Annotated in this window: 28 protein-coding genes; 7 read left to right on the top strand and 21 right to left on the bottom strand. The window is 36.2% G+C overall.

Annotated features, from left to right (window positions below; translation table 11 throughout):
- Nucleotides 1–19 precede the first annotated feature (19 nt).
- The 4 genes from solA to hxlR form a co-directional block, all read right to left on the bottom strand.
- A complete protein-coding gene (gene solA / locus ACFX4R_RS20265; protein WP_043979198.1) occupies nt 20–1,180 on the bottom strand; it encodes an N-methyl-L-tryptophan oxidase in 1,161 nt (386 codons plus the stop codon).
- 30 nt (nt 1,181–1,210) lie between these two features.
- Nucleotides 1,211–3,634, bottom strand: coding sequence for a GcvT family protein (locus tag ACFX4R_RS20260; RefSeq protein WP_377570265.1), 2,424 nt, complete (start codon nt 3,632–3,634; stop codon nt 1,211–1,213).
- 363 nt (nt 3,635–3,997) lie between these two features.
- A complete protein-coding gene (gene hxlA, locus ACFX4R_RS20255) occupies nt 3,998–4,639 on the bottom strand; it encodes a 3-hexulose-6-phosphate synthase (RefSeq protein ID WP_377570157.1) in 642 nt (213 codons plus the stop codon).
- A gap of 202 nt (nt 4,640–4,841) precedes the next feature.
- The gene (gene hxlR, locus ACFX4R_RS20250) at nt 4,842–5,207 is read right to left on the bottom strand and encodes a transcriptional activator HxlR (RefSeq protein ID WP_043979201.1); all 366 of its coding nucleotides are present in this window, start codon (nt 5,205–5,207) and stop codon (nt 4,842–4,844) included.
- Nucleotides 5,208–5,371: 164 nt separating this feature from the next.
- Here hxlR and zwf point away from each other — a divergent pair, with 164 nt between their 5' ends.
- Entirely contained in the window at nt 5,372–6,886 is a 1,515-nt protein-coding gene (zwf, locus tag ACFX4R_RS20245) for a glucose-6-phosphate dehydrogenase (protein WP_162213936.1), read from the top strand.
- 254 nt (nt 6,887–7,140) lie between these two features.
- Here the strand turns inward: zwf and ACFX4R_RS20240 are convergent, their stop codons facing one another.
- Together ACFX4R_RS20240 and ACFX4R_RS20235 are read right to left on the bottom strand one after the other, a co-directional pair.
- Nucleotides 7,141–7,389, bottom strand: coding sequence for a hypothetical protein (locus ACFX4R_RS20240; protein WP_377570155.1), 249 nt, complete (start codon nt 7,387–7,389; stop codon nt 7,141–7,143).
- A gap of 38 nt (nt 7,390–7,427) precedes the next feature.
- Nucleotides 7,428–7,913, bottom strand: coding sequence for a PaaI family thioesterase (locus ACFX4R_RS20235; RefSeq protein ID WP_043979205.1), 486 nt, complete (start codon nt 7,911–7,913; stop codon nt 7,428–7,430).
- 236 nt (nt 7,914–8,149) lie between these two features.
- Here ACFX4R_RS20235 and ACFX4R_RS20230 point away from each other — a divergent pair, with 236 nt between their 5' ends.
- Nucleotides 8,150–8,527: a L,D-transpeptidase gene (locus ACFX4R_RS20230; protein ID WP_280559333.1), complete on the top strand. Its 378-nt coding sequence runs from the start codon at nt 8,150–8,152 to the stop codon at nt 8,525–8,527.
- Here ACFX4R_RS20230 and ACFX4R_RS20225 read toward each other — a convergent pair.
- Nucleotides 8,508–9,041 (bottom strand): GNAT family N-acetyltransferase, encoded by a 534-nt coding sequence (locus ACFX4R_RS20225; RefSeq protein ID WP_043979207.1) that lies wholly within the window; start codon nt 9,039–9,041, stop codon nt 8,508–8,510. The two genes, ACFX4R_RS20230 and ACFX4R_RS20225, sit on opposite strands and share 20 nt — an antisense overlap.
- Before the next feature lie 336 nt (nt 9,042–9,377).
- Here ACFX4R_RS20225 and ACFX4R_RS20220 point away from each other — a divergent pair, with 336 nt between their 5' ends.
- On the top strand, nt 9,378–10,271 hold the full coding sequence (locus ACFX4R_RS20220; protein ID WP_043979210.1) for an EamA family transporter: 894 nt from the start codon (nt 9,378–9,380) through the stop codon (nt 10,269–10,271).
- A 209-nt stretch (nt 10,272–10,480) separates the two neighbouring features.
- Nucleotides 10,481–11,905: a spore germination protein gene (locus tag ACFX4R_RS20215; protein ID WP_237074720.1), complete on the top strand. Its 1,425-nt coding sequence runs from the start codon at nt 10,481–10,483 to the stop codon at nt 11,903–11,905.
- 204 nt (nt 11,906–12,109) lie between these two features.
- On the opposite strand, the gene ACFX4R_RS20210 is transcribed toward ACFX4R_RS20215, so the two are convergent.
- From ACFX4R_RS20210 to ACFX4R_RS20180, 7 genes are all read right to left on the bottom strand, one after another.
- Nucleotides 12,110–12,559: a DUF6843 domain-containing protein gene (locus tag ACFX4R_RS20210; protein ID WP_043979212.1), complete on the bottom strand. Its 450-nt coding sequence runs from the start codon at nt 12,557–12,559 to the stop codon at nt 12,110–12,112.
- 145 nt (nt 12,560–12,704) lie between these two features.
- Nucleotides 12,705–13,046: a hypothetical protein gene (locus ACFX4R_RS20205; protein WP_043979213.1), complete on the bottom strand. Its 342-nt coding sequence runs from the start codon at nt 13,044–13,046 to the stop codon at nt 12,705–12,707.
- A 796-nt stretch (nt 13,047–13,842) separates the two neighbouring features.
- A complete protein-coding gene (locus tag ACFX4R_RS20200; protein WP_377570153.1) occupies nt 13,843–14,118 on the bottom strand; it encodes a hypothetical protein in 276 nt (91 codons plus the stop codon).
- Between the two features lie 134 nt (nt 14,119–14,252).
- Complete coding sequence (locus tag ACFX4R_RS20195) at nt 14,253–14,852, bottom strand: hypothetical protein (protein ID WP_237074718.1); 600 nt, start codon at nt 14,850–14,852, stop codon at nt 14,253–14,255.
- A 276-nt stretch (nt 14,853–15,128) separates the two neighbouring features.
- Nucleotides 15,129–15,842: an SDR family oxidoreductase gene (locus tag ACFX4R_RS20190; protein ID WP_165575344.1), complete on the bottom strand. Its 714-nt coding sequence runs from the start codon at nt 15,840–15,842 to the stop codon at nt 15,129–15,131.
- Between the two features lie 32 nt (nt 15,843–15,874).
- Complete coding sequence (locus tag ACFX4R_RS20185; protein WP_043979221.1) at nt 15,875–16,426, bottom strand: NAD(P)H-dependent oxidoreductase; 552 nt, start codon at nt 16,424–16,426, stop codon at nt 15,875–15,877.
- 50 nt (nt 16,427–16,476) lie between these two features.
- Nucleotides 16,477–17,019, bottom strand: a complete 543-nt coding sequence (locus ACFX4R_RS20180; RefSeq protein WP_377570263.1) for an ester cyclase — start codon at nt 17,017–17,019, stop codon at nt 16,477–16,479.
- 615 nt (nt 17,020–17,634) lie between these two features.
- Between ACFX4R_RS20180 and ACFX4R_RS20175 the strand changes: the two genes are divergently transcribed.
- Complete coding sequence (locus ACFX4R_RS20175) at nt 17,635–17,973, top strand: winged helix-turn-helix transcriptional regulator (protein ID WP_029324137.1); 339 nt, start codon at nt 17,635–17,637, stop codon at nt 17,971–17,973.
- A gap of 415 nt (nt 17,974–18,388) precedes the next feature.
- A complete protein-coding gene (locus ACFX4R_RS20170; RefSeq protein WP_052500314.1) occupies nt 18,389–18,949 on the top strand; it encodes a CBO0543 family protein in 561 nt (186 codons plus the stop codon).
- Between the two features lie 244 nt (nt 18,950–19,193).
- On the opposite strand, the gene ACFX4R_RS20165 is transcribed toward ACFX4R_RS20170, so the two are convergent.
- From ACFX4R_RS20165 to ACFX4R_RS20140, 6 genes are all read right to left on the bottom strand, one after another.
- Nucleotides 19,194–19,652, bottom strand: coding sequence for an SMI1/KNR4 family protein (locus tag ACFX4R_RS20165; RefSeq protein WP_043979228.1), 459 nt, complete (start codon nt 19,650–19,652; stop codon nt 19,194–19,196).
- A gap of 27 nt (nt 19,653–19,679) precedes the next feature.
- Complete coding sequence (locus ACFX4R_RS20160) at nt 19,680–19,856, bottom strand: DUF8096 family protein (RefSeq protein ID WP_483879959.1); 177 nt, start codon at nt 19,854–19,856, stop codon at nt 19,680–19,682.
- Between the two features lie 73 nt (nt 19,857–19,929).
- A complete protein-coding gene (locus ACFX4R_RS20155; RefSeq protein WP_165575345.1) occupies nt 19,930–20,079 on the bottom strand; it encodes a hypothetical protein in 150 nt (49 codons plus the stop codon).
- Between the two features lie 278 nt (nt 20,080–20,357).
- Complete coding sequence (locus ACFX4R_RS20150) at nt 20,358–21,560, bottom strand: macrolide family glycosyltransferase (protein WP_043979231.1); 1,203 nt, start codon at nt 21,558–21,560, stop codon at nt 20,358–20,360.
- An 83-nt stretch (nt 21,561–21,643) separates the two neighbouring features.
- Nucleotides 21,644–21,979 carry a YolD-like family protein gene (locus tag ACFX4R_RS20145; protein WP_043979234.1) on the bottom strand — a complete coding sequence of 112 codons (336 nt, stop codon included), beginning with the start codon at nt 21,977–21,979 and terminating at the stop codon, nt 21,644–21,646.
- A 14-nt stretch (nt 21,980–21,993) separates the two neighbouring features.
- Complete coding sequence (locus ACFX4R_RS20140) at nt 21,994–22,893, bottom strand: DinB/UmuC family translesion DNA polymerase (RefSeq protein ID WP_241771355.1); 900 nt, start codon at nt 22,891–22,893, stop codon at nt 21,994–21,996.
- Nucleotides 22,894–22,937: 44 nt separating this feature from the next.
- On the opposite strand from ACFX4R_RS20140, the gene ACFX4R_RS20135 reads away from it, so the two are divergent.
- On the top strand, nt 22,938–23,315 hold the full coding sequence (locus tag ACFX4R_RS20135) for a RidA family protein (protein WP_043979237.1): 378 nt from the start codon (nt 22,938–22,940) through the stop codon (nt 23,313–23,315).
- Between the two features lie 545 nt (nt 23,316–23,860).
- Here ACFX4R_RS20135 and ACFX4R_RS20130 read toward each other — a convergent pair.
- Entirely contained in the window at nt 23,861–24,247 is a 387-nt protein-coding gene (locus ACFX4R_RS20130) for a hypothetical protein (RefSeq protein ID WP_043979239.1), read from the bottom strand.
- Between the last annotated feature and the right edge of the window lie 43 nt (nt 24,248–24,290).

Raw genomic sequence — 24,290 nt, 5'->3', positions numbered from 1 at the left:
CGCAAGAGCTGACGACGATTTATACTATTTTATTCGCCGCAAATCGCTGCGGAGTAAACAAATCAATTGGGTGATTAGTTTTTCCCTCTATCACTAAATCTGCTAAAATCTCTCCTACTACGCTTGCAAACTTAAAACCATGTCCAGAAAATCCAGCTGCAATCGCTACTTGAGGATATTCAGGATGCAGTGAAATGACAAAATGCTCATCTGGTGTATTGGTATACATGCACGTTTTCCCTTGTAAAAATCGACCGTTAAGCTGTGGAATACCTTGAGATAGATAGTGCCGCATCATGTTCACTTCGTCTTCATATATATTTCGATCAATCGTTTCCGGCGTACACGCTGTTCCTTTTCGAAAAAACGCCACTTTTGCTCCTTCAGCCTTTAATCCAAAAGAAGGGAAACCATACAACTGTACATAATCATCTGCTTCCCAAATATAAATCGGCTGTTTTCCCACTGAAAAAACATCTATTCCTTGTGTTGGTTCAAAAAACATTTGCATATGACGCTCTACTTGTAAGCTAACACCTAAATCCCGTAATAAATCGGGTGCCCAAGCGCCTGCAGAAATAATGATTTTTCCAGCTTCATATATTCCATTAGCTGTTACAACGCGCACGCCTTCACCAGAAGGATGAGCTTCCCACGACACCACTTCCTCAAAAAAATGAAGCTCAGCTCCGTACTTTTCTGCTTGAAGAAGGTGAGTATATACGCTCGCTTCCGGCCTAACGAATCCAGCTTTTTCTTCATATAGAGCAACCGTAGCAGGTGAAGGTGTAAACGCCGGAAACCGTTTGTAAATATCCTTTGCTTCTAGAATCTCATACGCAAGATTCCACTGTTTAGAGCTTTCGATGCTTCCAGAAACCGTCAAGCTATCAGGAGGTCCCATCATAAGTCCACCGGTAACCGTAAGAATTTCTTGACCGCTTTCTCTTTCAATTTCATTCCATAATTCGTAGGCGCGAAGCAATAATGGAACGTAAGCAGGGTCTTCAAAATACGACTGTCGAATGATTCTAGAACCGCCGTGACTCGATCCTAGGTCATGAGCGGGACCGTATTGTTCTAACCCCAATACCCGCTGACCTTTTTTGGCGAGCTGATAAGCAGCCGTACTCCCCATAGCTCCTAATCCGATAATAATGACATCATAATGTGTTGACATCTGCATTCCTCCTGTCTTTCGATTGATCAATTAAACTACCGCTGGGGAGTGTGTCATCATTGTTGCTTTATAACGCTGACCAAAGTATTCGACTTCTAAAACCATTTCTTCATCTACAGCTCGAGATAATAAAGTGTGTACAATTCCTTTTCCTAAGCTGTATGAATAGCCGGCACTTGTCACAAATCCGAGGGCTGTTTCTCCATAAAAGACCGGTTCATATCCCATTACTATCGCTGAAGGATCATCTAATATGAGCGTCGCTAATACTGTTTTAGAATCTTTTCGCTGACGATCAAGCAATGCCTCTTTTCCAATAAAAAATGGTTTTGTTAAATCAACCATTTTATGAAGGTTAACTTCATATGGATGATGCTCACTCCAAAAGTCTTTCCCGCTTTTTAACGAAAAAGATTCAATTCGAAGATTTTCAAGAGCCCGGTCTCCCGCGGCAATCAGCTGATAAGGCTGTCCTTGTTCAATTAATAAATCCCATAAATTCAGGCCTTGATCGGAAGTCGTAATCAACTCCCAGCTCTCCATTCCCCCGTAGGAATCACGCAGAGCAAGAACTGAACTATTTTCAATAAACAGGGTTTTCGCTTGCCCTTGAATCCAAGCGCTGCTAAGGTCTGATCGTTGAGCCACGGACTTCATTACTCCTTTAGCTCTAGGACCAATTAATGCTATACTGCATGTCCCTGACGTTACATCTTGAAAAACGACTTGACCGTTTTGAGGCACGTGTTTTTGAATCCAGCTTGCTTCTACAGCTCCCGTACAAACAATCAAGAAAGTGGATATATTTTTGCGAATAACCGTTATTTGATCTTTTATGCCGCCTCGCTCATGCAACATACACGTACGTATGCTTTGACCTACTGTAATGTCTATATTTCCTGTCGTTAGCTTCTGTAAAAACTGGAGAGCTCCTTCCCCTTTAATTTCCAACCTTTTCTTTGCTGCCGTTGTATCGTAAATCGCTGCGTACTGACGAGTATGCAACTGTTCAGCCTCGATAATCGGTGACCAATATTCAGCGGACCATCCCTTTCTTATTACCATCTTCTTTTCATATGTGGATATAAGCGGATAGTTAGCTTCATACCACTGCGGCTGCTCCCACCCTGCTTTTTCGTTAAAATACGCTTTTAGTTCTTGCTGACGCATATAAAATGGACTTACGCGCATGTTTCGCGATACTTTTCGCTGCATAAATGGATGATGAATGCTATAAACCTCTTCATACTCTTCAATAGACCGCTGTTTGTAATAAACAGGGCTGCATGCATACGTATCGAAACGATTGATATCGCATAGCTCCAAATCCACAGTCGGGGCACCATTCATCATCCATTCAGCCATTTGTCTAGCGACACCTGCAGAGTGCGTTACCCATATGGCTTCGGCTACCCAAAATCCCTCTACTGCTTGTGATTTGCCAAGCAGCGGCATCCCATCAGGTGTGAAGGAAAAAATGCCGTTGATTCCTTTTTTTATTCCTGCTCGTTTTAATGCCGGAATTAACTCCATTGCATCTTCCCACGGTTTTTCAAAATCTTTTGGTGTAAAAGGATTAACTGAAGGCATTTCTTTTGTTTCTCCGTATTTTGTAATGTCACTGAGTTCGACTGGAAACGGCTCATGCTGATATGATCCAATCCCAAGCCCTTTCTCTACCTGACGAAAATAAATTGCATTATCCTGATCTCGAATAAGAGGAGTCGCGGCTTCTTCCGTTTCTCCGTTTAATTCAAGTAAATCATTTGTAAACACATATTGATGAGCCATCGGCTGAAGAGGAATCGTTACACCAACCATTTCTCCGATGCGAGGTCCCCAAAATCCGGCACAGCACACGATTACATCTGCTTCAAATTTTCCAGCGCTCGTGTACACTGCCTTTACTTGACCATTTGTCACTTCGATATTCTTCACTTCTGTATGACCGTAAAATTCTACTCCACACTCTTTAGAAAAACGAGTCATTTTATCAACGGCATGCAAAGGTTTGGCAATACCGTCTGACGGAACATAGAGACCTCCGCAAATACGCTCAGGACAAATCAGCGAATTTTTTTCCGCGCATTCCTGCGGTGAAAGAAGAAAAGCTTCGATTCCCCATGAGCTGGCAACACCAGCCTTTCTCTTTAGGTCTTCTAATCGCTCTGGTGTACGGGCAACTTCTAAACTGCCGACAGGATAAAACGAGCGCTGTTCATCTGTACTCAACTCTTTAAAGGTCTCGACTGTTTGAGAAGCTAGTGTTGTCAGGATTTTTGAAAAGCTAAGCTGAAATACAAGCCCCGGAGCGTGAGAAGTAGATCCTCCCGTTTCAAACAAAGGGCCTTGCTCAATCACTGTTATGTTTCTTTGCCCCATTTTGCTTAAATAGTAGGCAATGCTGCACCCGACAATTCCAGCTCCTATCACTACTATCCTCTTATGTTCCATCACTTCATATCTCCCTCCTTTTTTGGTTTGAAGATGTTAAATATTGTCGATAGTTAATTATATTTTTAATATTCATAATTTTCAAAGTATTTTGTCAAAAAGTGTGACATAGATTTTTTCAGACTTTCTTCCGCTAATGTTCGGATAACGCTTTCTTAACTTTAAAATACCAGAAAAACTGCCGTCTTTTTCTTTCGAATAACGAATTTTAAAGAAACTATCTATCTGTCAAAATGACACTTATCGATGAATGGTTATACCAAAAAATGACGGAAAGAAGATAGCTAAAATAACTTAGCTATCTTCTTTTTCAACCATTTACCGATTAATTAATTTTGAAGGTCTAAATACTTTTGCTTATTTTTAGACCAAAGTTGCTTGTTTGACTACTTTTTTCATTTCTTCTGCAACGTTTCTTTTGTCTTTTTCACTTATAATCCCCCCGCCTACAATCACAAGATCCGGCTGTGACTGCACGATTTCAGGAAGTGTATTCAGTTTAATACCTCCTGCGACCGCTGTTTTTGCATTTTTCACAACTCGTTTAATCGTTTGAAGGTGATCGAACGGGGTTTCTCCTTCAGCTTGAAGATCATACCCTGTGTGTACACAAATATAGTCAACACCGAGTGCATCGACTTCTTTTGCACGTTGTTCAAGGTTTTTTACATTAATCATATCAACAAGAATTTGTGTTCCTTGTTTTTTGGCCTCTTCTACAGCGCCTTTTATAGTCGAATCATCAGTAGCGCCAAGAATGGTAATAATACTAGCCCCCGCTTCAGAAGCTTTCATTACTTCATAAGCACCTGCATCCATAATTTTCAAATCAGCTAATACCTTTAAAGACGGAAAGGCTTCCTTGATTTCTTTGACTGCTTTTAGCCCTTCGTTAATCACAACTGGAGTTCCAATTTCTACAATATCGATATACTCTTGAACCTCCTGCACTACTTCTTTTGCCTCTGAAATATTTACAAGATCCAATGCTAATTGAAGTTCCATACTTACTTCACTCCTTCATTAAATGGGGTTGTCTAGCATGAATTCATTGTAAAACCGTTACTTTCAAAAAAAAAGTAGGCACTTTTAAAACATATAGTCACTAAAAATATACTATGGACGCTTCAATGCAGCGTATCATTCGTGTTTATTTTAGAAAATTCTGAATAATAAGGGTAGTTTTATTCTTTTTCAACAAAAGGTTTTAACCCATATGGCTGGAATTATTCATTTCAGGATCTATAACGGTTTCCATATAATTTTTTCCCCACTCATCCATGCTCTCAAGGATGGGCATCAAGCTTCTCCCGTGTTCAGTCAAGGAATATTCAACTTTTGGAGGGACAACCGGATAGACTTTTCGGTGAACGATTTGATCTTCTTCTAATTCTCGCAGCTGACTTACTAACATTCGCTGAGTAATTCCCGGCATCATGGACTTTAACTCCCCAAATCGTTTCGTCCCTTCTTTTCCTAGGTGCCACATAATCAACATTTTCCACTTGCCTCCAATAATCGTTAACGTTAATTCCTTTTCACAGTTAAACGTTTTGCTAAAAAGTCTGCTCAATCCTTTTTCCTCCCTTTTTATGCGTAATAGTATAGTTTTAGACACTATATGAAAATAAAGTGCCTACTTATAAAGGAAAATTGTACCTGCTATACTGTAATCTGTAAAGACGGTAAAAGACTATATTCACTGTAATAGACCGTTAAAATAAAGGAGGAGATCAATTGGGCAGTGTAGCTCGTTCACGTGATAATTGTCTCAAGTCTCATTCACCACAAGCGTTAGAAGTGGATTCCATGACCTTTATCTTATTTGGAGCAACAGGAGATTTAGCTAAAAGAAAAATTTTTCCTGCGTTATATAATTTATTTTTAGATAAAAAACTGCCTTCTTCCTTTTCTATTGTTGGTACGGGTAGAAGCAACTGGTCTAATGATGCCTTTCAAATATATGTAGAAGAATCAGTAAAGACTTTTTCAAGGCGCTTTAGCCAAGGTGAATCCAAGATAAAAGAATTTCTTAAGACAGTTGGCTATCATAAAATGGATGTTACCAATAGTGATGGATATGACCAGTTGCTGCAGGCTATTCAAGAAGGCGAAGCAGAATTAAATATTCCTGAAAATCGTCTTTTCTATTTATCAGTGGCTCCTGAATTTGTAGACGTTATTGCTTCAAATATAAATAGCGGCAGATTGGGATCTACAAAAGGCTGGAAACGTCTTATTATCGAAAAGCCTTTCGGACACGATTTACAATCTGCTCAAGTGTTAAATCAAAAGCTTACTGAAACGTTCAATGAAGAAGAGATTTATCGTATCGACCACTATCTGGGAAAACCAATGATTCAAAATTTGGAGGCTCTAGCATCTGCAAACCCTATTTTACAAGCACTATGGAATCATCACTACGTTGCAAATGTCCAAATTACAGCTAGTGAAACAGTTGGTGTAGAAGAAAGAGCGCCTTACTATGATCAGTCCGGTGCAATTAGGGATATGTTCCAAAACCATATGCTTCAAATGCTGATGATGACTGCCATGCAGCTGCCAAAGACACTTAACATCGCAAAAACTCGCCAACAAAAGATAAAAATTATGAAAAGCCTTCGCCCTCTACAAAAAGAGTTTATCCATTCGAACGTCATAAGAGGTCAATACGAAGGAGGAAAAATCCAAAATCGTTCCGTTATAGGATATAAAGATGAGCCCGGCATCAATGCAGCTTCCGTTAATGACACATTTATAGCAGTCCGGGTATGGATTGATCATGAGCTTTGGAAAGGAGTACCCTTCTATCTTCGCACAGGAAAACGAATGAGTAAAAAATGCACGCGTATCGTCATTGAATTTAAACATCCTTTAAAAGATGTTTATAAAGATGAAGAAGTTATTCCTAACCTTTTGGTTGTCGAAATCAGCCCAAATGAAGGTATCTCACTGCAATTAAACAGCAAAAATCCTTTGAATGACAATAAAATCGAACCTATTTTCATCAATTTCTCAACAAATCAAAAAGAAGTACCCGAAGCTTATGAACTGCTGTTATCTGATGCTTTACAGGGAGACTCCACATTTTTTGCTCATTGGGAAGAGGTTGAATTATCTTGGAAATGGGTGCAACCTATTTTAGAAGTTTTTAATAATGAACGCTTTCCTCTTCATTTTTATCCTGCGGGTACGATGGGCCCAGCAGCTTCAAATCATTTGTTAGAAGACGACGGGTTTAAGTGGTGGTGATTACTTTTAATCTCGTTAAAAAGAGGCTGGGGTAAAAGCATTTTATTTGAAGAAAGATCCGAACGATGAAGCGAGATTCTTGATGGAGAATCCAACTCGTTCGGATGTTTTCATTGTGGTTGTAAACGCAGGTTTAATGTATGTAGTTGCTTCTAATTGTTGATAGGGCAAGACGAAGACTCCTGCCGCCTGCGGAAAGCGAAGTCTTGTAGGGAAATCAGCTGCCGTATCACAAGCTGTTCAGCTCATGTATATTAGTTGTTCGTATCTTCTTTATTTAATATCAGCCATTTGATTTTTCGATCTCGCTCTTTTTTTTCGTGTTCATCAACCAAATCATATTTCTTCAGCAAGTGAAACATCTCGTTTAATGTTGTTTGCGAAGGATTTCGTACGAGAAACTCATGAAATAACGGGCGAATATCTTCTGGCAGCCATTGTGACTGCGAGTTAAACTTCTGCTGTACATCTTCTACCGAGTGGTCTAAATTACATTTACCCATACCTTTTCCTCCCTTTTTATGTAACTGTTTTGCATTTTTTAGTCTTCTTTTCGTTTAAACGTACTTGGCATAACAACTGCCACAACTTCTCCGGTCGCAACAATGATGTCACTCGCGTATACTTCTGTTTTAACTCTCCATTTCTTCGGGTGAATTTCTTCAACCGTTCCTATTGCTTTTAGTACTTCACCCTGCGGCGTTGGTTTTTTAAAATCCACGTGGAGAGAACCGGTAACAAACCGCGGCGGCTCTGCTGAATCTCCTATTTCGTAGCCATTTTTACGGTATAGAGCAAGAGATGCAGAGCCTGTTCCATGGCAATCAATCAGTGAGGCAAGAAGTCCGCCATAAACAAATCCTGGTATGGCTGTATGTTCAGGCTTAGGTGTATAAAGGGTAATGGTTTTTTCTCCTAGCCATCCTGTCCGAAAATGATAGCCGTCCTGATTTAATCGGCCGCAGCCGTAACACCATGCAAAATCATCCGGATATTCGTCTTGAATCGCTTTTACTACTTTTCCCATGCTTCACCACTCCTTTTTTCAGAATATTTTAACACATTTTCTCCTACAATCGTTAGAACTAAACGGACTATTTTCAAGCTTAAATAACTAAAAATCATCATAGAAGAAAAGCCTCACTTGAAAAATAATCGATTAACTAGGTTTTTATTTATAAATGATGGTGACGAGAAAGCATCTTTCTAATTGAAAGGTGCTTTTTTGTTTCTTATAAAAATATAAAAAAGAGGAGAGTTTTTATGAAGAACATTTTTATGAAATCAATGACCGTTCTTACCTTATTAATGGTCGCATTATGTGGAGTAAATCAGGTGAAAACAGAAGCAGCAAGTAAACCAGCGAATCAAGATCTAATCATCATTAACAAGTACTATAACAAGCTTGCCTATTTTCATAATGGTTATATTGAAATCGTTGATCCAGTAGCAACGGGAAAAACATCTGTTGGCTTCTTTAAGGTGGTAAACAAAATTAAAAACCGCCCTTACTATACAGGACATATTCCTGGGGGCGATCCTCGCAACCCATTAGGAAAAAGGTGGTTAGGATTAAATGCAAACGGTATTCACGGCAATAACAATGCTTGTTGTTTCATAATTATTTACTTCTATTACTGAGCGATAGAATGGAAATATCTTTCCATCCATATGCTTCATCTTCTACTATGCACTCTCCAAATTGGCTCTCTCGGTGAGTATAATACTTACCTCCCAAACGTTTATAAAATCCACGTCCAGATTTGTTATTTTTCATCACCCATACCATCATAGAAGAAATACCTTCATTCATAAAATGTTCAGCAACAGTTGAAATTAGACTTCTTCCAGTACCTAGTCCTTGAGCAGCAGGTAACAGGTAAAGTGCGTATAATTCTCCTTTAAATTCCTTGTCATTATTAATTTGAGCTGCTGCAAATCCAATAATTTCTTCAGAGTCATTACTAGCAATGTAAATAAATGATTTATGTAGTGAATCACTAAAAAATTTCATCCATTTATTTTTAGCTTCTTCATACGATAGTTCGTTTAGAAAGTTGTCTGGAACTAAACCATTATAAGTTGTCTTCCACGTATCAACATAAATCTTTGATATCACCCTTATATCGTTTATGTTTGCTTTTCTAATTTTCACCTTAAGCACCCCTTCTACATTCTAAACATAATTAACTTTATGTACTTACTATATATAAAAAAAGTTTTATTATCTAATATTGAAAGTATGTGATATACAGAGGTAGTTACCATAATGTAAATTCCCGGAAATTATAGTTCTTCCAGCGTCTTCTCTAAATTTCAGCTTGATACTTAAGGGTGGGAATTCTATAATATAAATTATTAAAATAACTAAAAGCTGTAAAAGTCTGTTTACAGCAGGTGGATTTTTCGTTTGAATTTATTATTTTACTTTTCGCCACCCATCTCATATTTGAGATGGGTGGCTTTATTGTGTTGTATGGAGGATTTAATAATGAAAATTTTAAACTATGCTTTACTTGTTTTTCTGGGTGGTTGTTCTTATGGAGTGGTATCAACGTTTGTCAAATTAGGGTATGGTGAGGGATTTAGACTAAGTGAAGTAACAGGAAGTCAATATTTTTTTGGTGCTATCATGTTGTGGGCTATTGCAATCTTTGTTCCAAAAGACCGTTTGAAATGTAAACAGTGGGTTACTTTGGCCATAGGAGGCATACCGATGGGGCTAACAGGTATTTTTTATAATCAAGCGCTTGGTTATATTAATGCCTCATTTGCCATCATCCTTCTACTGCAATTCACATGGATAAGTATGGTTTTGCAATATGTATTTACTAAAGAAGCACCCAGTCGAAAAAGCTTCATCTCAACGATAATTATTCTTCTCGGTTCTGTCCTTGCTTCTGGATTTTTGCAAACTGGCATCATTTTTTCTTTTGCTGGAATCAGTTGGGGTATACTTGCTGCTTGCTCCTTTGCTTTCTTTATTTTTATAAGTGGGAACACAAATATATCTGTGCATCCTATTTATAAAAGCGCTATTATGACAACCGGAGCGTCATTGCTTATATTTATTTCATTACCACCAGTATTTCTTATAAACAGTGCGCTTACAGATGGACTATTCATGTATGGTCTTCTTACTGGATTCTTCGGTTCACTTGTTCCACCTATTTTTTTTAATATTGGCATGCCTAAAGTAGGTGGAAGCTTAGGGACCATTCTAAGTGCATCAGAGTTACCAACGGCCGTAATTATGTCTACACTTGTTCTCCACGAAACCGTCACCTTCCTTCAATGGATCGGTGTGATCATCATTCTAGGTGGAATTGCGTATCCAAACGTTCAGAGTCATAAGACCACTCGTTTAATAAAGAAAAACGTATAACATTTGCACTCACTATTTCTATAATTGAAAAGTTACCCTGCCAAACAATCTATTTTGGCAAAGGGTAGTTTTTTTACTTAATGATATATAATATTCCATTCTAACTGATATTGGGTAAGAGCTTTATTTTCTTAACGATTATATACACCGCATAATAATGGTTGAATATGCACAAATTAAACAATAAAACTAATTTAAAGGTGAATATAATGTCTTCTTCATTAAATAAATCTTCTCAAAATATTTCAAAGAGAATTGAAAGACAATTTCAAATCACAAGCGATTTTGAGAAAAGGACTATTTTAAAAGATAAAATTACAATATTTTATTTAAATACAATTGTAGATAAAGACCAGATACAAAAATATATTATTGAACCTTTACAGCAAACATGGGAAACGGTTAATGAAGATAATCCATCTATCCAGCAAATAAAGACTATTGTTAATTCTGCTTCTCTGAAAGAAACTCAGTCAGTTGAAGAGATCCAAGATGCTTTGGTTAAAGGAAATACCTTTCTTCTTATAGAGGGAGAAACAAGTGGATTGCTTATACCTACAACTAAATGGATAGAGCGAGGGTTAGAAGAAACATTAGGAGAACGAGCGATAAGAGGACCAGCAGTAGGTTTCACAGAAACTCTAACGACCAATATAAATATAATACGACGTATTATTCAGACACCCCAATTAATCATTGATACAAAACCATGTGGCACACATTTAAAAACAGATATATCTATCATTTACATGAAACACTTGGTGAATCGATCCATTTTACAAGAAGTACAGCATCGAATCTCTAAGATAGATGTAGACTACATACTAGCTTCAAGAATAGTCGAAGATGCTATTGAAGGAAAACCTAAAACTTTTGTTAACCTAGTTATGACAAAAGAGCGTGTGGACACAACGACTTCAGCTCTCTTAGAAGGTAAAGTAATTGTATTCGTAGATGGATCCCCTTATTCGATTATAGCCCCGAGTTTATTTGTCGATTTCTTTCAATCCGCAGATGACTTTCATTTAAAAACTGGACGTTTGATCAATCGGTCTATTCGATATTTTGGCTTTATTACTTCGATTCTTATTCCTGGCATTTATGTTGGTCTAGAAAAATTCCATAGTGATACATACAGTAAAAAAATCCAAAAAGATCTGTTTAACCATGGAGAATTATTACCTACGTTTTGGGAAATAGCCCTTTTACTTATTTTATTTCGTATATTAATTGATATAGGCACACGTGCTCCCAAAGGAACGGTTATCATCATCACATTGTTAGCAACTATTGTTATTGGTGAAATGTCTGTTTCAGCTAAACTTATCCATCCCGCAAGCTTAGTAGTAACAGGATTAAGTGTTTATCTATCTACTTTAGTTATTTATCGAGGACAAAGTGGAATAGGTTCATTAAGATTTTTATATTTCTTTACTTGCTATTACTTTGGTTTGCCAAGCATTATGCTTGTTTCAACTATTGTTATTCTATATCTTGTACAGTTAAAATCAGTAGGTGTACCGTATTTATCACCTCTTATTCCATTTAGGTGTGATGAATTTCAAGATATATTCGTCCGTGGGAATTTGCGTAAACTTCAAAGAAAGTCTCATGAATTTCCAAATGTTGAATAGGTAAAACATAAACTTTTAACGTTTTGAATAAATTATCCAAGATGTTCTGAAACGTCAGCTAAGCATTGATTATCATTCATGAAATAGAAAAAACAACTGATTGGCCCCAGTTGTTTTTTCTGCTTTTAAGCTGTATATCGTATACAAAGTTAGTTACCATAATGTTACTTATAGGCAAAAGGATACAAAAACACTAATTTATACTTACTGACTAAAACATTCGGGTTGAAGTGTGCTAGCATCGTCTTTCCCACCTACAAAAAAGGTAAAATAGTTCCCGTTGTAGTCATCTTCAGCCGTCATTTCCCAATTAATGTCTTTTTCCCAATTTAATTTTTTTACTTTTTTTCCCTGCTCATTCACATAATAATATTCTGAGTTATGCCAACCTGAATCTACCATTGAATACCAACCAAAAGATTCTGGGGAAGACGTTTCCAACCTTCCATCTTTAGAAATTTTATGAATGATTTTCTCATTTTGGACCTTTAAAGGTGCCTTGCCTTTCACATCATAAAAGATACCCACACAACCCGTATAACCATTCGGGATTAAATATACCGTGTCTGTTCCCTTTCGTTCATGAAAAAACAAAAAATAGATTGTACCAACTAACAACAATAATCCCATAAATATGTATCCGATTTTTTTCATTCTTTACTCCTTCGATTTCAGCACAAATCTTTAATAAATTTATAAAAAATACAAGGTTAGTTCATATGACAAACGTTATCGCTAATAAAAAGGACTCCTCTTAAGGAGCCTGCGGTCATATTAAGTCCTTTTCCATATCTTTATTTTATTTACTAAGGTAAAATTCCTTATCAAAAGTAGATAGATTAACTTCTCTAGAACCTTTTTTATAAACTTGATCTGCCCCCATTGTTTCTCCCTTTCTCCATCCATATAACCAAATACTTACTTGGTACCAAGGAGGAATACTTCCTGCTTCAGAGGCAATAAACCATTTATATTTTTCAGTGACATAGTCCTCACCTACAGTTGTTTTTACTAAGTGGGCTTCGCGAGGTATAGGAAATTCTTCAACATCATGAGATGGAGTATAAGCCAGCTTGAAATAACCGATTAATAACAGTGCAATGATAACAACAGCAAACATCTTTTTTCTTTTCTTTATCATAAAATGTATAAATTTTCCTTTTTAATATTAATATAGCACTACAAATAAAGGAAATATATGAAAAGTAATAGATATAAACAGATCAAAAGAATTCTATTTAGAAATTCTTGAATTTCAGCTTATATATGAACGCGCAGAAGAAAAGTTTGCATTTATTTCACTCAACGGTGCTCAAATAATGATCGAAGAATGTAATGTACACTGGCAAACTGGAGAACTTGAATATCCATATGGTCGAGGAATCAACTTTCAAATTGAAGTAGAAAACATAGAAAGTATCTTACAAAACTTAAAGAGGCACAGAATCAAACTTTTTAGAGAGAGTATGCTAAATAATTATAGTGGATTTATTTAAAAAGAGTTTATAGTTCAAGATCCAGATGGTTATTTGTTACGATTTTCTCAACCATGTTAAGTACCATGACAAAACCACTTTAGTCTATGAAACCCATATAGAAAAATAAGTTAACTTAATGTTAATTTTAGGATCTTGCTATTTAGGCAAGTTCCTACGTTTTTTTTAACTTTATATATAGAGTCTGAACTTGAAGATAATGACTGTACTATGGCAAACTGGTATAACTCTTTCAATGTATCCTTTTCTGCATAAACTTTCATCCACTCAATGCCATTAGAAACTGAAAAACAAAGACCCACTTTTTTTCTTTCCGGATTACATCTTTACAGAACCTAATGGCTGCAATACTTTCTCCTGTATTCGGATTCTCCAAGATACCAGGATCATAGCTGGAAGCAAAAATACTTAGCTCCTTGAACTTCTCTATCCCTAGAAAGATTAAAATAAACCCCCTCTGCCATCCTGTTGCATTCCAAAGCTGTTCATATCCTTTGATAACTTCTTTTTTAAATCTAGTTGATACTTGTTACGAGTAAGAGAAAGTATATCCGTGCACTGATGAAATAACTCTGTGTCTTTGTTAAGGCCATAAACATAGCATTCCTGAGCATATGTAAGCAGTGGATGAAGAATTAAATCATGCGCTGGTAGCGTTTCACTCTCTTCATAATCGTAAAATCCATTGGGAATTAACCCAACAAAAAAATGATCCAAAAAAACGCCACCTTTCAACCCAAAAGCTTCTTTATTTATATCATACCAATCGTTATAAGAAGTGTGTATCATATACATATCTAGTTGACATAATCAAAATTCTAGGAAGTAAAAAGAGGAGCTCTAGCTCCTCTTTATTTCTGAAAGTCTTGATTAAAAGTCTCAGCAATAAACATAAATTCTACATCGTCTTTATGGATAAAAAATGTAGTACATCCATCAATATCTGTAATCCTGTTTGATTGAGAACATATAACGTCTACCTCAACTAATTTAAAATTAATAGCATCAGTATTTTCAGTATCCAAACCAGTTGTTAAATAGTGAACACTATCTCCAAAAGACTTGAAAACAAGCCTTTTTCCTTTTAGTTCCTTATCGTTAACCTCAAAATAATTGTTATTCAGTATGCCTTTAAAGGGTATCATTTTTGGAAAGCATTCAATATGATGGATACCTTCATAACATCTTAAGCTAAACATATAAGCGCGTGTTTCATTTGGCTCAATCTCAATACCGTATTTATAAGTAAACGTCTTATAAACCATTTCATAAAACAATGGAATGACAATATCGTCCCAAGCATCATAAGCATGAGCATGTATGGGAATTAGATGAGGGTATAAGCTCGTAATTGCTTGTTGGAAATTCAACAAAATGTCTGTGTCAGTAAGTTCACTCAAAGAATCATCCACTTCATGATTCTTAATCTTAGATAATCTATTATCGATCATTCAGCCATCCCTCCCTCCTTAGAAGAAAAGTGTTACTCTTTAATTATACCTTTATCGGGATTAACAACTGTATACCATATACAAAATCAGTTTACATAATACCTCCCAGAACACATCGCTAAAAAGAATCCTCTTGGGAGAAGGGGTCTAGATAAGGTCCTGTTTCTTTTTATACATCCTTGATAGAACGCGTTTTTCTCTGCAGATAATTGAAGATAAGATGTATAAAATGTGCACCCCATATCTATATGCTCTTTCTAATTCTTCTTCAAATTATTAAGATAAAATGTGCCCGCCTTCCACGTGAAGAACGGTTCCAGTCACAAAACTATTTTGGAGCAAGTATAATACGCTTTGTGCAACATCTTCAGCTCTTCCTATTCGTTTCACAGGAAGTTTGTTTCCCATCGTAGCATAGAAATGGTTACGGATTTCTTCTGGCATTTTGTTGCGGGAAGGTGTATCAATGATACCGGGTGAAATGATGTTCACTCGGATCGGAGCAAGTTCTAATGCCAAGGTCTGAGCTAAATTTGAAACGGCGGCATTGACTGCACCTAGCATTGACGAACCAACCATCGATTTGTAGGCTACCACTCCAGAGAATAAAATGATCGAACCGTGTGGTAAAACTTTTGGAGCTCCGTATTTAGCTGCGTAGTATTGGCCCCAAAATTTGTTTTCAAACAATTGCCGAGCTTGGGTTGTATTGGTGTCTAGGAATGACCCACTGGATGTTTCTGCGGCGCTCACCACAAGATGGTCGAATTGGCCAACTTTTTCAAAGAAAGACTGAACTTGCTGTTCTTGAGTTGTATCTAGCGTAAAAGCCGTGGCCCTAGCCCCTAGTTGCTCTTTTGCATTCTGTAATTTATTTTTGGAACGGCTAGCAATAATTACTTCTGCTCCTTGAGCTATTACTTGTTTAGCTGACTCAAAACCAATCCCTGAGCTTCCACCAATAATCACAATTTTTTTACCTTTTAACATGCTTTTACCTCCCCATGATTTTACTTAATAGATTAAAGATCCAATACTTCTTTCAGATGTATATCAAGTTCGAATATAAATTTTTCAATATTGGGATTTTTAATTACATCATAACAAGTGAAACTCTTTAAAGGTTTCATTCCGAGGAATTTATGTACACGATGTAAATGGCTTAATGTATCTTCTAAGCTGTTCCCTTCAAAAAATTGAGTTGGATTGTTAAATGCTTGTTCGGGAGCATTCCAGGTAGTCGAAAACATATATTTCTTTTCGGTCAATAACCCACCTCTTCCATATTGATCAGCACCCTTAAAAAATAAACCATAAGCATAAACTTCATCCATATACGTCTTCAATAAGCCTGGGACACTGAACCAATAGATAGGTGTTTGGTAAATTATAATATCAGCCCATAAAAACTTTTGGTGTTCTTCTTCGACTTTATATCCATTTTGAATATTTGTTGTTTTAATATTGTTCTTTTCACTTAACAAACTGATCATTTTGTTCATCAATGTTTGGTTCAAAGTCCCTTTCGCTGAACCATATTTCTGATGGCCGTTAATAACAAGTATATTTTTCAATTTTTTTCCGTCCCCTTTAATTCTGTAATCTTTAAAAAATCCGTTGATCTTTAATTTTCAGACACTACTCCGAGCTGTTGCATTAATGTAAGATTATCCTCTAAGTGCCAATCCTCAACGATTTTCCCATTCCTGATATGCAAAATATCAATGGCAAAGAAATGAACCGGCTTCCCTGTTGGCGTTCTCCCCATAAACTCACCCTTGTATGTCCCGGTGAATGAGAGACGGGCTGTAGCCTTGTTATCAGATACCACTAAATCCTCAATAGTACAGCGTAAATCAGGAACAGCTTTACGAAAGTTGCGAGAAGCGAAGGCCAATCCCTCCGGACCTTGAGGTCTTCCCTTCGGCAATGTGTTATCAAAGAAGTTAGAGGCAACGGCTTGTGAAATAAGATCCTCATTTCCAGTATTCCAGAACCCATAAAAACGCTGGGCGGTTTGAACCATGGCCGTAGCTTCTTTTGGTTTCAATGACAGATCGACTGTCATCGATTTTGGTTGAGGTAAATCCTTTAATAGTTGAATGTCTGCATGAGCTGTTTTAGCAGGTTTATAGTCAGTATTGTTCTTGGCACATGCGGCGCTCATGAGTGTTACCCCAAGAGCCATGGTAATACTAACTATCGATCGAATCGTTCTTTTTTGTAACCTCATCATATTTTCTCCTCAAATGTTTTGATATAGGTTGCGAATCTTTCTCCCTAAGTGTGGACTTACAATGAAAGCCCCAAGGGAATGAGATATTGTGCTTTTTTCTAAAGTGCCTCTCCATCAATAAACGTTTATACATAATTTGCAGTTACGCAGATTTATTCAAGCTCAGCTAATGTAGGATACGTTTCCTCTCCTCGATTCAGGGACCAGCTGAACGACGTAACCAATAACCTTGCTGCGCTAAGGTAACATTCAAACCTTCTGCTACATTTGGAAGAATATCAATGATGACAAAATATGTAGTACCAATAGCAAAAGTACTGATTAAGAGAGTAATGAGCAATAAGGGCAGTGTGATTGGTTGATTGCTCGCACTAATTTTGATCACCTCCTCAATGTAGGGTTAGAATAATAGGCTCATCGATATTATATGTATAGTAAGTTTCTTTAGGGAAGTAGTGATATTTATTTCATAAAGTTTCTGAAAGTATACTATTGTGATATGATAAGGAAAATTAGCCAAAAAAATTTTTAGGAAGGATGTGTCAGATGAGTGCTATTGAGCCGGTTGTACTAACCAAAGGAACATCAGGGGAGCCTTGTCCCATTGCTAAAACGCTTGACGTGATCGGTACTAAATGGACCTTTTTAATTATTCGGGATCTGCTTATCGAAGGAACGATGCGATTCCGTGATTTGTTGAAATCAATGGATGGAATTAGTCCAAAAACACTTTCATTACGCCTTAAGGAACTGGAGAATCATGGGATAGTGGAAAGAAAGGTGTTTCCAGAGGTCCCTCCTCGTGTGGAATATACGTTAACGGAAAAAGGGAAACGATTGGAAAGTATCTTCATTGAATTAAAGAGATTTGGATTAAATTTATAGGAGATTAAATATAGATCATTCTTTAAATTTGAGTGCGTCAATTATGAACGATATTAGATATGATTTGATTTATGGAGAACAACCGAACCAGCTATGCGTAGTTAATAACATAAAACCCTTATCGCAGTAGGTAAGGGGTAGGTAATTATGTAAAAAGTAATGGGTTTTTACATGGTGGGGCTTGGCCTATTAGCTTATCTTTTTTATAAAAAGAGCAAAAGATGTCCTAACGACTAGAGTTGAATGTAATACAAAAACATTCAGGCTATTGCCCTTGGCATAGAACATTTAGGCAAAGTTAATTGTTAAAAAACGCTGAATGGGCAGGTTAGTCTAAAAAGGATAAACAATCCTGGAATGGGAACTATAACTAAAAGATTATTATAAAATTAAAAGGAAGGGAAGATCCTCCATATTGTTCAGTCCTTCAGAAAATATAAAAACACAAATTGACGAAAAATATAGAATGTTAGATGATGCTCATAATAAATTAACGGAAATTTGGACAGATAATATCGTCTTTTCTTTTGGTTGGTGGACATCATTATTTCTTACTGTTATCCCATGGATAGTATGGTTTATCTTTAGAAATAAAGAGAGTAAAACTATTTTATTATTGGGAGGACTTTGGGCTATGTTTATTTCTACATGGTTAGATTATGTTGGGGTGACAATGGGCTTATGGAGATACTATAATAAATTAATACCATTAATGCCAGATTATATACCCTGGGATTTTGCTCTGATGCCAGTTACAGTAATGTTTTTCTTACAGATTAAACCAAAGGCAAATCCGTTTATTAAAGCTTTAATTTTTGCAAGTATAACAGCGTTCTTAGCAGAACCTTTGTTTCTTTGGTTAGGTTATTATCATTATCCAGGATGGAATTCAATTTTGTCTTTTCCGTTTTTTATAGTCATATATCTAATTGCTCATTATTTGGTTAACAGTAAGGCCACTAAACCACTTAAGTGATTGTTAACAGGTGTAAATACCCTTTATAATGTTAAAGATTCTGAATCACTGAGAATAAAGGATAATGAAACCATTTAGAACGTTCCTAGGGGACAGAGTCATATATACCTCAATATGGACGAGGTCCAAAGAGGTTCCGACGACTAAAGGAGAATAAGTGGGAGCTTGGTGAATCAAATCATACGAAAACAATAAAAAAGAACCGACAATTGATTGCCAGTTCCTTTTTATTGTATAAATGTAGTCATTCTTCATTTTTATAAATAAATAAGCCATTTACGAATGTTTCGAAATCAGGAGCTAATTCCAAAATAAGTGTGTCTTCTCCCCATTCTAGATCCATATAAATTATAGGAGGAGTATCTTTTGTATTCCGATAATCAAATGCAACCCACCAATGGCCCTCTCCACATAGCAGAACAATATCTTTAGGTAAGTCCCATTCTTCTATATAATAATCACTGGATAAAATGCCTTCTTTTCCTATTCCATAAATTTCAGGAACGTTTACATGATCGTTTGCCCAATTTGTTGGAACAGAGGTAGGATAGTCACAATACTTTAAATTGCCCCCATTCTGTATTTTACATAACTCAATATAGGATTTTGGTAACTTCACACCCAACTTCTTTTCTGCTTGGTTGACCATTTCTTCTGTTAATTTTTTTGATTGACTGTATCCATCATCCCAAATATCTCTCATTTCCCCATCCCTTTCAACCCTTACCAACTAAATGCTTTTCTTCATGCCACATTCCCTGCATTCACGTAAGAAAACGCCACCTTTTACGGAACTTTTGAAGTAAGCTGAGTTGCAGTGATCGCATCTTCCACTAACTTTATCCGGAAATTCATCGTATTCATACACTTTATCAAGATCTGTTTCTTGCTCTTTTGTTTCTTCCAGGTTAATCACTCTTTTCTATTTGGCTTTTATTAGACTAACACACTTATGTCTATATAAAAGGGGCATGTTAAAATTACTCAGGTTTCTCCACTAGCTGCATCTGAAAAATTTGCGTTTCTTGAATACCTGCTCTTTGGAGTTCCTGTTGAAATGATTCTCCTTCTTTTAGTTTAATGATTCTCTTCGAACCGTCACGTAAGGTGTATACTCTAAAATTGCACATGAATATACCTCCACCAAAATAAATGATTCCTGTACGCGATTTCTTCAGGAGCTAGGCCAAGGGAACATCGACGAGCTCGCTTAACCTCATTTTATTCTTTAACTCAAATACGTCATCGATGAAAATAAATAAATCCCCTAGAGAATCAACAAACTGAGTGAATCCTATCTCTGTTATGCATTGGCCTCTCTTATAATAGGTAAGGTACACTTGTTTATTTGTATGTAAGGCTTCAATTAAGGTGAAATTCATCTGTTCATTTCTTATATGCTCTCTATTTAAATATTAAATTTCCTGTTAAATTTAAAAATCTCATTTACAGCCTGACGGTATCCCCCTGATTTTTGAAAAGATTTTCTTATATCTGTAAGGGCTTTCTGGAAAGAGGAATGTTCCAACACATGATTCACAGTTTCACATAGTTGATTTACAGTTAAGTTTTGCATTTGCAACTTCATTCCAGCTTCAAGATGCTCAACTTGTTGAGCAATCACTGGCTGATCTGCACTCTGTGGGATTACAATAAGTGGCACCCCATAATAGAGACCTTCACTGGTGCTATTCATTCCACCATGTGTGATAAATAATTTCGTGTACTTTAGCACGTCAGTTTGTGGAACGTAATTTTTCACAATGAAGTTTTTAGGGATTTTCCCTAAATCAGATAGTTGAGTTTTTTCACCAATAGACATAACGACGGTATAGTCAGTGTTCTCAAAAGCTTTAAAGCAAAGTTTATAGAAATCAATCTCTTGATTAAAGACAGTACCTAATGAAATGTAAATAACGTCTTTTCCTTTTAATACAGAAAAATCAAAGCTTCCTTGTGGTTCCATTGTAGCAATAGATGGCCCTACGAATTTGTATGTTTGATCAAACATTTCTCCAGAAGGCTGAAATTCCCTCGTTGTATATACAATAGTAAGTGGTGCAGGATTACAAAAAACTTCGTAAGGAGAAGTGATTTCAACCCCATATTTCTCTTTAATCTTTCTTGTTAAGCTTTGAAACTCACCATTTATTCTGTTAGCATGTTCTAATGGAATATTTTGAGATAGATATTCGAACATTTTTTTAAACGATGTTTCAGTTTGAGCAAAAGATGTACATGAGTTAATGGCCGGGAGATTTAGAATTTGAGAAAGTAAACGCCCGCACCCAAACATAGAATCGTGAATGATGTAATCAAAATGTTCTCCCTGTATCTGTTCAAGAACACTAGGTATAACGATATCTGCTGTATGTAAAAGACCGTTAATTCTTTCAATCAAATAATTTCTTCCACCTGAGATGAAAGCTTTTAAAAATTTTTGGCCGTCAAATGTTCTCACATCAGCTCCCGTCTTTTCAATACGTTCTTGAAACTCTTCTATTGAAAAGTATACGACCTCTTCTCCACGCGAAATAAGCTCCTGTACAACTCCAATGGTTGGATTGACATGTCCTTCTGATCCACCATTAATAAATAAAACACGTGCCAATATAACTCCTCCTCAAGTTAAATATTATTTGGATTCCACTGAAAACTCTTACTTAACTTAAAATAATGAAACTAAATTTAATTTTAAACGAATCGAACATCAATTAGTTCACTTAACCTCATTTTGTTCTTTAATTCAAACACTTCATCGATAAAAACAAACAAATTCCCCAGGGAATCACCAAATTGGATGAATCCCTTTTCTGTAATACATTGTCCCTTTTTGTAGTATGTAAGATAAACTTGTTTATTTGTATGTAAGGCTTTAATCAAGGTGAAATTAATATGTTCCATTTGTTCTTCTGTTAAAAGAGGTTGAGGTACCTCTGCTTGCTTGTTTATAACTTCCTGCAATCCTAGGTATTGTTCGGGCATACTCGCAAACGGGCGCCATTTTTTCATTCCTCTATCGTTATTCATGATATCATCCTCCTTTAAGCTTTATGGCCGCCAATAAGACCATTTCGATAACGAGCTGTTGAATGATCTAGATAGCTTGAAGCCCGCAGAACACTATTCTTCCCATAACGCAGCCTAATTTCATCTATCGTTTTGGCAAGAGCATAGGCTCTTTCACGCTGATCGATATTCTCAAATAAGCTCATTTGCTCCTCTTCTTCAATGCTCGTATCCGATAGTGAAATCCCAATAGAACGGATGGGCATGCCACTATCAAACGTATGTAAAATGGTTAAGCAGTACGGAAAGATATCGTGGCTTAAGTTCGAAGCTCGCCCCATTTTCTTTTGTCTTGAGAAGCCTCCACCTGTTTGTTTGCTATAGCCAATGGATAAATGGATCGTTTGAGCTACCACTTGATGCATGCGTAAACGAAAACAAACATCGTCCAATAGCTCCAATAGTAATAATTCCACTTCTTTTCGGCTTGTATTATCTCGAAAGAGAATCTGACTTTTCCCAAAGGAACGGGAACTAGGGATGTACACATCGGAAATACGACTAAAATCAATTCCATTCGCATGTTGGTGTAATTCTTCGCCCATAATGCCAAATTCTTTTTGTAACATCTCCTTCGAAGAAAGAGCGAGTTCTTTTATGGTATGGATACCTAAACGATTTAAGCGTCTTTCTGTAGCTGACGAGATCCCCCAGAAATCCTTCATTGGATGAATGCACCATAACTTAAAGGGAATATCCTCATATCGCCAATAAGCAACCCCTGTTGGGCTGTGCTTTGCTTCATGATCTAAGCTGACTTTAGCTAGTAAGAGATTAGGACCGATTCCTGCGGTAGCTGTCAGTCTTGTTTTACGATAGATCTCATTACGTATTCGATGAGCTAGCTCCTCTGGTGTTCGGGCAAATAAATGCATTGATTTAATTATGGTAAGGATAATTACTAAGGGGGATGTTCTGCATGACACGAAAATGCTTTAATTCCGAAGGTGCTGTGGCCGTTGGTCCATATTCTCATGCTGTTGAAGCAGGAGATTTAATATTTTTATCTGGTCAAACTCCTATAGATTCACAGACACAAAAACTTTTGAAAGGTGATATCGCAGACCAAACAGAGCAATGTTTTAAGAATCTATTTAATGTATTAGAAGCTTCAGGTTTAACTCCTGAGGATGTAAAAAAAGTGAATGTATTTTTAACAAATATGGATGATTTTGCGAAAATGAATGAAGTTTATGCTTCGCGGTTTTCTGCACCATATCCAGCTCGTACAACTATAGGCGTGGCCTCTTTACCTATGGGTGCACGAATTGAAATAGAGATGATCGCTAAGAGATAACAAATATAGGAAATTATCTTGTGGATAGAGCACTTTTCTACTCTAGTGGATACTTGAGTGAAAGAATGTTTTATATAACTAAAAATACAAGATAAAGCCATTTGACAAGAATTATAAATTGGCACAGTATTACTTAGTGAGCCAATTTATAATAATGAGGAAAAAAACAAATGATTTATCTTACTATAGCAACTCGTAAATTCTTGATGCCTAGAAAGTTTACACCTATAGTCTATATTCCATAATTACAATTATTTTTGTAATGAGAACGTATATGTTTTACAGTCTAGAAACAAGGAAAACTACTGTTCAAATTTCTACACAGTAATCTTTTCTATACATAGCTTGGTTTTATGAAGGGTAAGTTTGATAACTAGATAATTCTTTTAGCCTTTATAGTGTTGAGGAATACAATGTCTGAATTACAAATTTAGGCTTAAGTTTATTAAGAATAGTCTCCAAAAATTAATACTCGGAACAGTCCGTAAAGTTATACTTTTACGGACTGTGTGTTTGCTTTCATTTCAAACGTTAAAGGAATGAAGTCAAAAATTTTCTTTATGTAATTCTTTATGTAATTTATTATATTCTTCTATTAATTTTCTTAGTTCACCTACCCTCATAATCTTCGCTTTCTTTATTTCTGGCATTTTATCAATAAGATAATATTGAAGGTATGAATCATATAAATAATTATTTGCATTTAAAAAGACATATTCCATATCAGATAGCAGGAGATTTGATTTAGTCAATATAGATTTTTGACTTACCAGATGCTCTAAACTTTTCACAAAATCTTCATGGTTTTTAAGTTTGTAAAAATAGTCTCCTTTGATGTCCTCTGCTACTATATCATTCACGAGTAATTTCAAGGTTCTCATACTATCCGTACGTAAGATCAAATTTAATCTAAATACATTATAATTATCCATTATTCTCTTTCTCTTTCTCTTTCTTTATAGTTTTTAAATTAAG

Origin of the sequence: Priestia sp. YIM B13490 (assembly GCF_042787735.1) — a bacterium.
GTDB lineage: Bacteria > Bacillota > Bacilli > Bacillales > Bacillaceae_H > Priestia > Priestia megaterium.
Note: the sequence above shows the minus strand (reverse complement) of the source record. Positions and strands in the feature narration are given on the sequence as shown.